Genomic DNA, 13324 nt, shown 5'->3' with positions numbered 1-13324 from the left:
ATAACTGCTGGCATGCGCCCGATTGGTGAGAGCTTTCCATCAGTGGGAGATGAAAAAACTCTCCACTGATGGAAGTTTCACTTTATGCGCGATTAGAACGAATATATTTCCAAACCCATTGAATGCACAGGCCGCAAAGTAAAAATAATACAAGGACAAGTGTAATAGTTGCCCCAGGCGGTGTCCCTAATTTATATGAAGACGTGAGTCCTAAAAACATACTAATGACACCTATTGCCATACTCGATAGAATAGCTACTTTAAATCCTTTTACCAGACGCATCGCAATAGCAGCTGGTAATATCATAAGCGCTGATACAAGCAATGCACCTATAATAGGCATCATAACGGAAATGGTTAGACCTGTTAATACGCTAAAGGACAAGGATAGCCATTTTGTAGGTAGTCCGCTTGTAAAGGCTGTATCTTCATCAAACGTCAGTACGTACATAGGGCGTTGAAACACTAGATAATAGATTCCCACCAAGATACAAACTACTACTAAGAAACGAAGCTGTTCTTTGCTAATTGTGATAATCGATCCAAATAGATATTGTTCTACATTAGTTGAAATACCGCCTTGATTTAAACTCATTAGGACGAGAGCTAAGGATAATCCAGCTGCCATAAGGATAGCCACGGATACTTCTGAATACGTACGATAAGTATTTCTCATATATTCAATTCCTAATGCACCAATAATAATAACGATAATCGTAACTAAATTAACATTGGAATGAAGTGTTAGACCAAGTGCTACTCCAGCTAACGAAATATGAGAAAGGGTATCCGCCATTAAAGACTGGCGTCTTAAAATCAAAAACATCCCTAATATGGGGGCTATCATGGCAATTAATCCGCCTGCCCAAAATGCTCGCTGCATGAACCCAAAGTGAAGCATCTCCATTGTGTGTTCTCCTTTCTTTCTAAATAAATGTTTCGATCTGCACACGGTTTTACATCATCCAAGTCATGTGTAACCATGATGACCGTTCGTCCATGTTCTGTGACATGATGTCTCATCAATTGATAAAAATGATTGCGACTTTCAAAATCCATGCCAGTAGTGGGCTCATCTAAAACTAGAATGTCTGGTTCAGAAGCTAGGACACGAGCGATACAAATACGTTGCTTTTGTCCTCCTGATAGCTCTCCAATCTTGCTATTACGAAATTTCCACATATCGACTCCAAGTAGCGCTTGCTTAACATACTCATGATCTTCTTTAGAAAGTGAACGAAACCACTTTCCGCGAGGAAAACGACCAGATTGTACAAGTTCTAACACGGTACTTGGAAATCCCACATTAAAGGAGGAAACTTGTTGAGGGACGTAACCAATGATAAGTTTCTGTCCTTGTTCATTTTTTTTACTAATGTTTACGGTTCCTCTCCAGGGCTTTAATAAGCCTAACATAATCCGTAACAGAGTAGATTTTGCTGCTCCGTTCGGTCCAGTCAGTGTAATAAACTCACCACTATTTATATTGAGAGAAATATCTTCTAAAATGGTTTCGTTTCCATACTTAAATTGAACCTGATTCATAGATATAAGTTTCATGAAATCCGCCTTTTCCTTTCTTTAGGTATAAGTAGAAATAGTGCGTTTTACATGATTGTAAAACGCACTACTATTGCTATTGCATAACAGATTGTTTTAGTGCATCCAAGTTCTTTTTCATATAGCTAATATAGTCATTTCCCTTGGCTTGTTCTTCTTTTGTAATTCCTTCAATTGGACTTAATACAACTGTTTTTGCTCCCGTTTCATCCGCAAGAGTTTTTGCTATTTTTGGAGAAGTTACTTCCTCAAAATAAATGACCTTAATATTGTTATCCTTTACATACTTTTGAAGTTCCGCTAATTTGGCTGGACTTGGTTCCTGATCAGGCGAAAGACCAGCAATTGGAATTTGAGTAAGACCATATTCTTTTGCTAAGTACCCAAATGCCGCATGTTGCGTTACGAATTCTTTATGTTTTGCATTACCGAGAGTTGTTCTAAATTGGTTATCTAAATCTTTTAGCTTTGCATTAAATTGATCTGCGTTTTTTTCATAGTCTTGTTTATGAGTTGGATCTGCTTCTATAACTGCTTGCTTAATATTTTCTACTTCTTTTTGGGCTAACACAGGATCTAACCATACATGAGGATCCATCGGATGTTCTTGTTTCTTATCTGTATGTTTATCTTTTTCTTCCTCAGCAGTTCCTTCTATAAGTGAAATACCCTTACTTGCATCTACCACTTTTATGTTTTTATTATCAAGGCTTTTGAGTACTTTAGGTACCCATGTTTCCATGGAGTCACTGTTGTATACAAACACATCGGCACTTTCAATTTTAGCAATATCTTTTGGAGTGGGTTCAAAATCGTGTGGTTCTGTCCCAGCAGGAATTAACACATCTACTTTTCCATTGGATCCAACCACATTTTTTGTAAAGTCGTACATAGGATAAAATGTAGTTACGACCTTAAGAGACTTGTCTTGTTTTGTATTGCTTTTTGACTCATCCTGTTTAGAGCAACCTGCAATAGCGGTCGAAAGAGCCAAAGCAGTTACTAATGCACCATATTTCCATTTTTTCATGATGTATTCATTCTCCTTTTTACAAATATGAAACTTAATATAAATAATAGTAGTTACGATTTACGAAAAGAATACTACCATCTGAGGTTAACCACTTTTAAAATTGTCCCCTAGATATTAGAGGAATATCCTGGATTGTAATAGTTTTAATTTCATTGTGCTGTTCATGACCGAAGAAGTGATGAAATGAATATATAATCGTATGTGCTTGCTTTTGTAACAACTCTTCTACAACTATACTTCTATAAGAAATGTCCATTACTTGTATTTCTGTGTCTATAATTTTGTACGTCTCATTTTTGCTTTCTTTAATTACTTTTCATTTACTAAGCCTACTTTATTTAGTACGATCATAGTGGCATTTGTAATTTGATTTTTAAGTAGATTAAGAACAGATTTAAATGAAAAAATAACTTCCTTATATAAAGCGAAATCATTTCGATTTATATTATAGCAATTATATGGCCATAGGTACATACTATATACTGACACTTTCTTCTGAAAATATTATACTAATTGTAAGGGAGAATTTTTGTATTATAGGAAATAGCCTATTTGATGAGACAAGTAGAGCAAGCCGACTAATGGATAAATGAAATATCTTTTGTATCAGTTTTCAAATATTTAAACTAAATAAGGTTTCCTTTTTAAACGTGTTACTCTCTGTTAAGTGCGGAGAACTATACCGCAAGAAACGGTGGAAATTAGAGGGTTTCGGTTCACTGGTAATGACAAACCAGGGCCTTAATCCTTGCAAGAAACTGAGTTAAAGTTTTGGTTTTTGTGTGTTCCTAGGGCCCTGTGGACGGATTTTTCACTTTTTTACTAGCTTTAAATGCTTTATAATTACTAGATAATAGTAGATATTTTACTCTATAAATAATTATAATAGAATATGATATGGTTATAGTGGAGACAGAAAAGGTTTGTTCCTAGGTGGGGTCTAGGTGGTGCATTGCTTTTGGTGACATCTAAGCAGGAGCGCCAACTCTTTTTTGTAAATATAGGGGATGAGGAAGGTTATTATGAGCAAAATACAGAAGAAAACAGACGTTATCTTAATTGGTGCCGGAGTCATGAGCGCGACTTTGGGATCATTACTGAAAGAGTTAGTACCTGAATGGGAAATCAAAGTGTTTGAGAAACTCGCAAACGCAGGAGAAGAAAGTTCTAACGAATGGAATAATGCGGGTACGGGCCATTCTGCATTGTGCGAGCTTAACTATACATCCGAAAAAACAGACGGATCTGTAGATATTAGCAAAGCTATAAAAATTAATGAACAGTTTCAGCTTTCAAGACAGTTTTGGGCATATCTTGTAAACAGAAATCTGATTCGTAATCCACAGAACTTTATCATGCCGATACCTCATATGAGTTTAGTGCAAGGGGAAAAAAATGTAAAGTTTTTGAAGAACCGTTTTGAAGCGCTTTCAAACAATCCTCTGTTTCAAGGGATGGAATTTTCCGATGACCCTCAAAAATTGAAGGAGTGGATTCCGCTTATCATGGAAGGGCGTACACCGAATGAACCGATAGCGGCAACAAAAATTGACTCTGGAACGGATGTCAACTTTGGTGCTTTAACACGCATGTTGTTTGACTACTTACAGAGTAAAGACGTCGAGGTAAACTACAAGCACAGTGTTGGGGATATTAAACGTACTAGCGACGGTTCGTGGGAAGTAAAAGTGCATGATATTGATAGCGGTAAAATCGAATACCATACTGCAAAATTCGTCTTTATCGGCGGTGGAGGCGGAAGTCTGCCTTTACTACAAAAAACCGGTATTCCTGAGTCAAAACATATTGGAGGGTTCCCGGTAAGCGGCTTATTTATGGTATGTAACAATCCAGAAGTTGTAGAGCAGCATCATGCAAAAGTATACGGTAAAGCTAAGGTTGGTGCTCCTCCAATGTCTGTTCCGCATCTTGATACAAGATATATCGACAACAAAAAAACATTGCTGTTTGGACCGTTTGCTGGCTTCTCACCAAAGTTCTTAAAAACTGGTTCAAATTTTGATTTAATTGGTTCCGTAAAACCGAATAATGTCTTGACTATGTTGGCGGCAGGCGTAAAAGAGATGGGATTGACAAAATACTTGATCCAGCAAGTTATGTTATCGAATGAAAAGCGCATGGAAGAATTACGCGAGTTTATTCCGAATGCCAAAAGCGAAGATTGGCATACAGTGGTAGCGGGCCAACGTGTGCAAGTTATCAAAGATACTGATGCTGGCGGTAAAGGAACACTTCAATTTGGTACGGAAGTTGTTAGTGCCGCTGATGGCTCGATAGCTGCATTGCTCGGTGCTTCTCCAGGTGCTTCTACTGCCGTTCACGTTATGCTTGAGGTATTAGAAAAATGCTTCCCACAACATATGAAAGAGTGGGAACCGAAAATAAAAGAAATGATTCCTTCTCATGGTGTGTCATTAATGGAAAACCCAGAGCTTTTCCAAGAAATTTATACTTCAACAGCGCAGACGCTTGGTCTAAACGAAAAAGAACCAGTCTGTAGTTAAATCTTTGGATGTAGAAACAAAGGTATGTAATGAAAAAGTTTAAGTGACATTTTCATCAATGGAAAATTGTTTCTATAATGAAGAGATTGAAAAAGCAGAGATAAAATAAAAAATTATATAAAGAATTGAGTAAATAATAGAATTTCATTGGAAATAAAACAAAGAACCTTTGATCTATCTTTGGATTGAAGGTTCTTTGTTTTTTTCAAAACTCGCAGTTAGAGAGGCTACGGCGGACCTTACCACAAATAACGGCAAAAATTCAAACGGACTTTGTTTACGAAGATGTAAAAAGGGAGGGATCCACATGAGATGCGGATCAAAATGCTTTCTTGTTGAAATGGAAATAAAGGGAGAAAAACAAATCAGATCAGTTACTGCGAGAACATCCGTGGAAGCTAGAAAAACCATTCGAATAAAATATGGAGCAGAGGCTCATGTCTTATCAGTTATAGAGGAGAAAAAGAAATGTTGAACTTGATCGATGCTATTAGTGTCATACAAAGCGAATGTTTCTCCCCCCTCTTGAGATGTATATATAGGATATCCGGTTCATCCCGCTATTCGTGAGCAGTAAGGCCCCCACCTTAAGGCTCAGAGAAAAGCGAAGAAGATAGGTGGGGGATGAAGAAACCCCTACTGATGGAAGGTTCACTTTATTCGTGCAAAGAAAAAAGGAAAGACGAAAGCTTTCCTTAGAGATAATATATTGAGCCAAAGGGAATTGTCGAGAGAGCAGCTGGATACATAGCATGATGGGAGATAACAGGGTGATGTACAATATAATGGGGCGTAGCATAATGATATACGACATGTGTCAAAAGAGGATCTGTTGCCATCACCTGATGAATTGCATGAAGTGTTTGTTGGGCAGAACTAAATGTGACAGCACCTGCGCCCAAACCCGCGCCCGCGCCTACTTGTCTTGTATTGTTAAAGAATGGATTTATCATGATATTTCATAGCGCTCCTTTATGGTAGTTGGATTCTCTTTATATGTTATGACCTATATCTAGGGAAAGAGCGTACCTTTAATCAAATCAGGTAGATTACCCATTAAATAGTTTTATCCCCCTATTCGTGAGCGGTAAGACCCCCACTGAGAGAAGGTTCACTTCATGAATCCATTTCAAATTATCCGATTTTGTAAGCTGAAAATATAAATCGAATAGGCCTCATTACAAATGTAAAATACATTTTTCATCTAACTTTAATAATAGAAGAAAGAGGATTTCATTATGAAATCCTCTTTTTATCATTTCGCTTAAACGGGGCCTATTTGGGGGAATTGTACACACTTTGGTGGTTTAACTTGCCATCTAAAATATCTCCAATAAGAGGGGTTTCGACTTGTTCATACGCCCTTTCTCCGTGAAGGGAAAGGTCAAGTCCCATTTTCTCTTCATGTTCATGTGCGCGAACTGGCAGGAATAAACTAATACCTTTAATAATCGCATACGTCGCTATGGCTGTGAAAGCATAGGTTGCTCCGATTGCGAGCAGTTGTTTCCAAAGAAGTGCGGCATTTCCGTAAAACAATCCATCTACACCTGCACTGTTAATGGATTTTGTAGCGAATAGTCCTGTTGCAATGCCGCCCCAGGTTCCGCCAATGCCGTGGCAACCGAAGGCATCGAGTGCATCGTCGTAACCGAGTTTATGTTTTAAGAAATAGATTGCTCCGAAGCAAAGAGCACCGCCAATTGCACCTATAATAAGGGCAGATAATGGTGTCACAAAACCACAAGCTGGTGTAATTGCAACGAGGCCAGAAATAGCTCCGCAAGCGGCACCTAGTACAGTTGGTTTTGTTTGAAATAGCCATTCTGTAAGCATCCATGTAAGTGCAGCAGCTGCAGCAGCTGTATTTGTATTAATAAAAGCTGTGAGTGCGACGTCATTTAATGTTAATGTGCTACCGACGTTAAAGCCGAACCAACCAAACCATAATAATCCTGCACCTAAAATTGTGAATGGTAAGTGATGAGGTGAAGAGTCGTGGGCATCTTTGCGTTTTCCTAGGAAAATAGCTAATACAAGACCTGCTACACCGGATGTAATATGAACAACATTTCCTCCTGCAAAATCGAGTGCTCCGAGTTCTCGAAGCCATCCCCCTACGCCCCAAACCCAGTGGGCAACAGGATCGTATACAATTGTCGTCCAAAGTAAGATGAAAATAAGGAAAGCGGAAAAACGCATTCGTTCTGCGAATGCACCAGAAATTAAAGCGGGAGTTAAAATTGCAAACATGAGTTGAAACATCATGAATAAGTTATGTGGAATTGTAGCGCTGTAGGCTTCATTTGGTGTGAAAGTAACATGTTGTAGTCCGAACCAATCAAAATTACCTATAAGTCCATTCCAATCCGGCCCGAATGCTAAAGAGTAACCGATGAAAATCCATTGAATGGACACGATTGCCATTGCGCTATAACTGTGCATTGTTGTACTAAGTACGTTTTTGCTGCGAACCATTCCTCCGTAAAACAAAGCAAGCCCAGGTGTCATAATCATCACCATCACGGTAGATAAAAAAAGAAATACTGTGTCTTCCATACTCATTTTTCCCCCTCTTATAATGTTATATAAATTAACATAAAAAGTTATATTTAGTATCATATTCAATAATTAAAAATAAATCAACAGATTTTTCTAAAAATTTAATTTATTGTGTAAGGAAATGTAACATGATAAATCTTTAGTTAAGGAAAAATATTGCTTTTGAGCAATCGAAATGCTTGAGTATACGAGATTACAATAAATTGTTATACTTTTCATATAATTAGAAAATAATTTGGGGGAAGCGATGTGAAGAGGGGTTTGGGAAAATATTTTCTATGTTTCATGTGTCTGTTATTTTTATTTCAATTACCGATTCATGTATCAGCGAAGGAAACGAGGCAGTGGCAAGATGAAATTGTGTATTCTATTATGATCGATCGTTTTAATAATGGTGATCCAAGAAATGATCAGGAGATGAATACGAATGATTTAGAGGCGTATCAAGGTGGAGATATACAAGGGATTATAAAAAAACTTGATTATATAAAAGAGATGGGCTTTGCTTCTATTTTGTTATCACCGCCTACTGAAAGCAGTAGTTATGATGGTTACCATCCTACTGATATAACAAAAATGAATGAACATTTTGGAACGATGAAGGACATGCAGCAACTTGTCCAAGAAGCACATAAACGGGATATGAAAGTCATGTTTGAATTTGTAGTGGATCGTGCAGATGAAAAGGGCACGATTGAAGGTGCGAAAAAGTGGATTAAGGAAACAGATATAGACGGGTATTACTTGATACATAATGAGAATATTACGAGGTCATTTTTGGATGAAGTGATTGAAGCTGTGAAGAGTGTGAAACAAAATTTCTTTGTAATAGAGGATACGCAAAGTACGGGAGGATTCAATCAGGCTTATCAGCAGAGAATTACGGAGGTATTTGCAAAGCCGAATATGTCTGTAAAGTCACTGTATGATGTAACGAGAATTAGCGGCGATAGAATGGAAGGGACGTTTGTAGATAATAGTCAAACGGAGCGATTTGTTAGAATCGCAAAAGAAAATAAATATTATCCACCGACCCGTTTGAAATTAGCACTTGTTTATTTATATACATCACCGGGTGTTCCGTTCATATACTATGGTACTGAAATTGCGCTAGATGGAGGGAAGACACCGGATAATCGCCGTTTAATGGATTTTAAAACAGATGAGAAGTTTTTGCAGTATATAGAGAGGCTAGGAGAACTTCGAAAAACATTACCATCACTTCGGTATGGAACATTCGAACTATTGTATGATAAAGATGGCATGAGCATTATAAAACGTATGTATAAAGATGAAACAACGTTTATTGCTATTAATAATACAACAGAAACGCAAAAGGTGACGCTTGCTGCAAGTGAACTTGGAGAAAATCGTGAGCTGCGTGGATTGCTAGAAGATGATATGGTACGAGAAGAAAACGGGGAGTATTATCTTGTGATGAAAAGAGAAACGGCTAACGTATATGCGCTTGCAGAAAAAACGGGGTGGAACTGGTCGTTTATTTTGGCACTAGTTTGCGTTTATTTGTTGTTCATGATTTTTATTGTATTAGTGAAGAAACGAAAAAAATCCTCTTAATTAGAGGATTTTTTTCATGTACAATTAACGATAGTTTATAAATTGTACATCGATTGATAAATCAGCACCGCGTACAGCTGTGATAACTGCTTGTAAGTCATCTCGGCTTTTACCTGTTACGCGAACTTGATCGTCTTGTACTTGCGTTTTTACTTTTAATTTTAAGTCTTTAATAATGTTATTGATTTTTTTAGCGTTTTCTTTGTCAATGCCTTGTTGTAACTTTGCACGTTGACGAACTGTACCGCCAGAAGCACTTTCGACTTTTCCGTAATCTAAGTTTTTAATAGGAACTTCACGCTTAATTAATTTTGAAATAAGAACGTCTTTTACTTGATCAAGTTTATACTCATCATCAGAAGTTAAAACGATTTCCTCTTTTTCTAATTTAATATCACTTTTGCTTCCTTTAAAGTCATAACGATTTTGAATTTCTTTTAACGCGATATTAATAGCGTTTGTTACTTCTGGAAATTCTACTTTTGAAACGATATCAAAAGAACTATCTTTTGCCATAGTAAGCACCTCCAAATTAAATTCCAATTCTTCCCCCGCCTTAACGGCAGTAATGTCCAGATTAAAGTATAGCGAAAAATACATGAGTTGGATAGGGAATTATCAGCCTATAAAGGCCGAATTGGTTCGACTAATAATCAGTGAGGGAGACTCCCGCGCTGATTAAAGTCTCACTTTATTATAGTTAATTTTGGTCAGTTGGACAAATAAAGGAAAAAACGTGTATAATGAAACTTTGTTTGGAATGATAAAAAAATAAAGCAAAACTTCTATCAGTGGGGGTATCCCCATGGATGGTCATTTATGTTAATTTAGTTTTATGAGCTGTTTTTATATTAAGAAACAATAAGGATGCCACCCGTTAGAATAGGATAAATTTTATATAGAGAAGGGAATTAAAAATATGAAGCTACAACCAGGAGCGATTGAACAAGTAACAGTTTTACGCGAAACAGAGATTGGGTATATGGTCGGTTATGAAGAAGATGAAGTATTTTTACATAAAAATGAAGTAGCTGGAGAGATTGAAGAGGGCGACACAATTGATGTGTTTTTATATCTTGATCACCAAGAACGAATTGCTGCAACAATGAAGACGCCGGCTATTACAACAAATGATTGGAACTGGGTTAAAGTTGTGGAAGTAAAGCCTCGTCTAGGTGTGTTTGTTGATATTGGTGTTTCAAAAGATATATTAATTCCAGCTGATGAGTTTCCGATTTATACTCCTGTTTGGCCAGAAGAAGGCGATGAGTTGTATTGTACATTAAAATTAACAAATCGCGGTCGTTTAATTGCGCTTCCAGCAAGAGATGCAGACATGCAAGAGATTGTAGTAGAAGCAACGCCATCTATGCGCAATAAAAATGTAAACGGTCGTGTGTACCGTTCTTTGCAAGTAGGATCGTTTGTATTAACAGATGAACATTTCCGTGCCTTTTTGCACCATTCTGAGCGCAAAGAACAAGTGCGTATTGGAGAGCGCGTAACAGGCCGTATTGTTGATGTAAAAGAAGATGGAACAATCAACATTTCACTTCTTCCTCGCAAGCAAGAAGGAATGGAAGATGATGCAGCGGTTATTTATGAGTATATGGAAAGTCGCGGCGGTGCAATGCCGTTTTGGGATAAGAGTTATCCGGAAGATATTCAAGAGCGCTTTAACATGAGTAAAGCAGCCTTCAAACGTGCTCTTGGTAAATTGATGAAAGAAGAAAAGATTTATCAAGAAGAAGGTTGGACGTACTTTAAAAAATAAAGTGAAACTTCCATCAGTGGGGAGCTTCATCCCCCACTGATGGACAGCTCTCACCAATTGGGCGCATGCCAGCAGTTATCCCCCGCCTATCTTCTTTGTTCTTCTCTGAATCTTGAGGTGGGGGTCTTACTGCCCGCGAATAGCGGGATAATGAGGAAACAGCCGAACAAATTACATTTGTTCGGCTGTTTTTATGATTGTAAAGCATGTGTAAATGTATCTTTTAATTCACTATCTTTTACTTTAATATTTGCTTTCTTTAATTCGTCTGTTAATACTTTTTGACGCCACGTATTATCTTGGACACGTTCTTCTTCAATCGTCTTACGAATCGAATCTTTTACTTCATCATATGGTTTTAATGCTTTTTTATCTGTTAATTTAATAATATGGTAGCCCTTTGATGATTTTACAGGCTCGCTAATTTCACCGACATTTAATTTATAAGCGGCTTCTTCAAATTCAGGTACCATTTTTCCGGGACCGAAGTAACCTAAATCTCCGCCGTTTGCTTTTGAAGCCGTATCTTCAGAATATTGTTTTGCTAATTCTTCAAATGATGCTCCGCTGTTCAGTTGTTTTTTTATATCGTTAGCTGTTTGTTCGTCGTTTACTAAAATCTGGCTAGCTCTAATGTCTGGTTTATACCGTGCTTTTATGTCTTTTTCTGTTACTGTGTTCCTAACTGCTTTGTCGATGGCTAAGCTTGAACGAATTTGTTTTTTTAAGTCATCTTCGTTTTTCATCCGATTGCTTTCGAGAAATGTTTTAAAATTATCACCGGCTTGATCTTTTACTTTTTTAAATTCCTTATCAACTTCCTCATCGGATACTTTATATTTTTTTATCATAATGTCTTGTGCCATCATTTCATAGAGCATATCTTTTCCGAAACGTTCTTTTAATGCTTGATCAAATTCTCCTTTTGTTACCGTACCAGCGGTTGAAGTTGCGATTGGATCAGAACTTTCCTTTGGATCGCATGCAGATAACATTAATGTCCCGAGCGTGGCTGCAGCGATAAATAATTGTCTTCGTTTCATGTAAACACCTCATCCAAAAATCGTTATTACTATTGTAGAAAACGGAAGTGAACATGATGTGAATTTGAGATGGTTTTTTGCATAAAAAAGTACATCAACGAAAATGTTGATGTACGAGGAGGGGTTATTTCATAGATGATCGGTCTTTTTGGAGTAAGCGTATTTTCCTTGTTGTATATTTTTTTGCTGTTCTTCATTTTTTTGGGTGCGCTTTGCGTTGTTATCACGCGCTTTTTTGTCGTTGTCGCTTGTGTGAGGCATATGGTTCAACTCCCTTCGTAGCGGTTGTACGTTTATCATTTCCGTTTTCGTTAAGACTATGTATACAATGCAATTCATATAAAGGTGGGCTAGGTGATATGGACTTAAAGCTGAACTATGGTGAACTTGTGAAAAAGTTAGTCATTGTTATGATTTCTGGTTTGTTGAATGCAATTGGAATGAACTTATTTTTAACACCGGCCAAAGTGTATGCGAGTGGTTTCGCTGGATTGTCACAATTAATTTCGCAAGTGTTAGCGGATTTTATGTCAATTCATATCTCGACAGGATTTCTTTTTGGCTTATTCAATATTCCCGTTGTTATTTTGGCTTGGAAAAAAGTAGGGAAGTCATTTACTGTATTTAGTTTTTTTAGCGTTATATTTATGACGCTGTTTTTAGAAATAGTGCCGGTGAAAGCAATCTCTCATGATATCATTTTAAATGCCATTTTTGGAGGAATAATTTCTGCGTTAGGGGTAGGTCTTGCTTTGAAGTGGGGAGCTTCAACTGGTGGTTTAGATATCGTTGCGATGATTTTATCCAGAGTAAAAGACAAGCCGATTGGGACGTATTTTTTCTTTTTTAATGCCATCATTATTATAGCGGCCGGTTATTTATATGGCTGGGAGAAGGCGCTTTATACGTTAGTGACATTATATGTATCCTCACGTATTATTGATGCAATACATACGCGCCATGTGAAAATTACTGCATTTATTGTAACGAAAAATGGAGTGGAAGTGCGAAAGGCAATTCAGGAACGATTGGTTCGAGGGATTACGACTATTCCGGCGATAGGTGCGTTTACGAATGAAAATAAAGAAATGTTAATGATTGTTATTACTCGCTACGAGCTGTATGAATTAGAAAGGGTTATAAGAAAAGTAGATCCAGGTGCATTTACAAACGTTATACAAACGGTTGGGGTGTTTGGGTTGTTCCGTAAAGATTAATGAAAGAGGACCACATGTGGTCCTCTTTCATT

Annotated in this window: 13 protein-coding genes; 5 read left to right on the top strand and 8 right to left on the bottom strand. The window is 37.3% G+C overall.

Translation table 11 applies throughout. The features are described from left to right. Positions 1-82 precede the first annotated feature (82 nt). The 3 genes from ACFQZ1_RS12195 to ACFQZ1_RS12185 all read right to left on the bottom strand — a co-directional run bounded on the left by ACFQZ1_RS12195 (position 83) and on the right by ACFQZ1_RS12185 (position 2590). The gene (locus ACFQZ1_RS12195) at positions 83-907 is read right to left on the bottom strand and encodes a metal ABC transporter permease (protein WP_377882438.1); all 825 of its coding nucleotides are present in this window, start codon (positions 905-907) and stop codon (positions 83-85) included. Further along, positions 853-1560, bottom strand: coding sequence for a metal ABC transporter ATP-binding protein (locus ACFQZ1_RS12190; RefSeq protein ID WP_377882437.1), 708 nt, complete (start codon positions 1558-1560; stop codon positions 853-855). Before ACFQZ1_RS12190 ends, ACFQZ1_RS12195 begins: the two co-directional genes overlap by 55 nt. Before the next feature lie 76 nt (positions 1561-1636). After that, a complete protein-coding gene (locus ACFQZ1_RS12185) occupies positions 1637-2590 on the bottom strand; it encodes a metal ABC transporter substrate-binding protein (RefSeq protein ID WP_377882436.1) in 954 nt (317 codons plus the stop codon). A 1025-nt stretch (positions 2591-3615) separates the two neighbouring features. Between ACFQZ1_RS12185 and ACFQZ1_RS12180 the strand changes: the two genes are divergently transcribed. Beyond that, positions 3616-5118 (top strand): malate:quinone oxidoreductase, encoded by a 1503-nt coding sequence (locus tag ACFQZ1_RS12180; RefSeq protein ID WP_377882435.1) that lies wholly within the window; start codon positions 3616-3618, stop codon positions 5116-5118. 307 nt (positions 5119-5425) lie between these two features. Further along, positions 5426-5593, top strand: coding sequence for a hypothetical protein (locus ACFQZ1_RS12175; RefSeq protein WP_377882433.1), 168 nt, complete (start codon positions 5426-5428; stop codon positions 5591-5593). Between the two features lie 220 nt (positions 5594-5813). Here ACFQZ1_RS12175 and ACFQZ1_RS12170 read toward each other — a convergent pair whose 3' ends face one another. Both ACFQZ1_RS12170 and ACFQZ1_RS12165 read right to left on the bottom strand, forming a co-directional pair. Beyond that, positions 5814-6071, bottom strand: a complete 258-nt coding sequence (locus ACFQZ1_RS12170; RefSeq protein ID WP_377882431.1) for a DUF3947 family protein — start codon at positions 6069-6071, stop codon at positions 5814-5816. Positions 6072-6393: 322 nt separating this feature from the next. Beyond that, positions 6394-7683: an ammonium transporter gene (locus ACFQZ1_RS12165; protein WP_377882430.1), complete on the bottom strand. Its 1290-nt coding sequence runs from the start codon at positions 7681-7683 to the stop codon at positions 6394-6396. Between the two features lie 282 nt (positions 7684-7965). Here ACFQZ1_RS12165 and ACFQZ1_RS12160 point away from each other — a divergent pair, with 282 nt between their 5' ends. Beyond that, complete coding sequence (locus tag ACFQZ1_RS12160) at positions 7966-9258, top strand: alpha-amylase family glycosyl hydrolase (RefSeq protein WP_377882698.1); 1293 nt, start codon at positions 7966-7968, stop codon at positions 9256-9258. Between the two features lie 24 nt (positions 9259-9282). Here the strand turns inward: ACFQZ1_RS12160 and ACFQZ1_RS12155 are convergent, their stop codons facing one another. Continuing rightward, positions 9283-9774, bottom strand: a complete 492-nt coding sequence (locus tag ACFQZ1_RS12155) for a YajQ family cyclic di-GMP-binding protein (RefSeq protein WP_098306142.1) — start codon at positions 9772-9774, stop codon at positions 9283-9285. Between the two features lie 403 nt (positions 9775-10177). Between ACFQZ1_RS12155 and ACFQZ1_RS12150 the strand changes: the two genes are divergently transcribed. Further along, complete coding sequence (locus ACFQZ1_RS12150; protein ID WP_377882429.1) at positions 10178-11032, top strand: CvfB family protein; 855 nt, start codon at positions 10178-10180, stop codon at positions 11030-11032. Positions 11033-11223: 191 nt separating this feature from the next. On the opposite strand, the gene prsA is transcribed toward ACFQZ1_RS12150, so the two are convergent. Then, positions 11224-12075 (bottom strand): peptidylprolyl isomerase PrsA, encoded by an 852-nt coding sequence (gene prsA / locus ACFQZ1_RS12145; protein WP_377882428.1) that lies wholly within the window; start codon positions 12073-12075, stop codon positions 11224-11226. Positions 12076-12204: 129 nt separating this feature from the next. After that, the gene (locus ACFQZ1_RS12140; protein ID WP_377882427.1) at positions 12205-12336 is read right to left on the bottom strand and encodes a DUF3941 domain-containing protein; all 132 of its coding nucleotides are present in this window, start codon (positions 12334-12336) and stop codon (positions 12205-12207) included. A 98-nt stretch (positions 12337-12434) separates the two neighbouring features. Between ACFQZ1_RS12140 and ACFQZ1_RS12135 the strand changes: the two genes are divergently transcribed. Next, positions 12435-13292, top strand: coding sequence for a YitT family protein (locus ACFQZ1_RS12135; RefSeq protein WP_377882426.1), 858 nt, complete (start codon positions 12435-12437; stop codon positions 13290-13292). Positions 13293-13324 lie beyond the last annotated feature (32 nt).

Origin of the sequence: Bacillus sp. CGMCC 1.60114 (assembly GCF_042676365.1) — a bacterium.
Taxonomy (GTDB): Bacteria; Bacillota; Bacilli; order Bacillales; family Bacillaceae_G; genus Bacillus_A; species Bacillus_A rhizoplanae_A.
This window is presented reverse-complemented; position numbering and strand designations above follow the sequence as displayed.

Bases quoted from the DNA above. Each gene is read 5' to 3' on its own strand.
- ACFQZ1_RS12195 (WP_377882438.1), bottom strand. From the start codon at position 907: ATGGAGATGCTTCACTTTGGGTTCATGCAGCGAGCATTTTGGGCAGGC.
- ACFQZ1_RS12190 (WP_377882437.1), bottom strand. From the start codon at position 1,560: ATGAAACTTATATCTATGAATCAGGTTCAATTTAAGTATGGAAACGAA.
- ACFQZ1_RS12185 (WP_377882436.1), bottom strand. From the start codon at position 2,590: ATGAAAAAATGGAAATATGGTGCATTAGTAACTGCTTTGGCTCTTTCG.
- ACFQZ1_RS12180 (WP_377882435.1), top strand. From the start codon at position 3,616: ATGAGCAAAATACAGAAGAAAACAGACGTTATCTTAATTGGTGCCGGA.
- ACFQZ1_RS12175 (WP_377882433.1), top strand. From the start codon at position 5,426: ATGAGATGCGGATCAAAATGCTTTCTTGTTGAAATGGAAATAAAGGGA.
- ACFQZ1_RS12170 (WP_377882431.1), bottom strand. From the start codon at position 6,071: ATGATAAATCCATTCTTTAACAATACAAGACAAGTAGGCGCGGGCGCG.
- ACFQZ1_RS12165 (WP_377882430.1), bottom strand. From the start codon at position 7,683: ATGAGTATGGAAGACACAGTATTTCTTTTTTTATCTACCGTGATGGTG.
- ACFQZ1_RS12160 (WP_377882698.1), top strand. From the start codon at position 7,966: ATGTGTCTGTTATTTTTATTTCAATTACCGATTCATGTATCAGCGAAG.
- ACFQZ1_RS12155 (WP_098306142.1), bottom strand. From the start codon at position 9,774: ATGGCAAAAGATAGTTCTTTTGATATCGTTTCAAAAGTAGAATTTCCA.
- ACFQZ1_RS12150 (WP_377882429.1), top strand. From the start codon at position 10,178: ATGAAGCTACAACCAGGAGCGATTGAACAAGTAACAGTTTTACGCGAA.
- prsA (WP_377882428.1), bottom strand. From the start codon at position 12,075: ATGAAACGAAGACAATTATTTATCGCTGCAGCCACGCTCGGGACATTA.
- ACFQZ1_RS12140 (WP_377882427.1), bottom strand. From the start codon at position 12,336: ATGCCTCACACAAGCGACAACGACAAAAAAGCGCGTGATAACAACGCA.
- ACFQZ1_RS12135 (WP_377882426.1), top strand. From the start codon at position 12,435: ATGGACTTAAAGCTGAACTATGGTGAACTTGTGAAAAAGTTAGTCATT.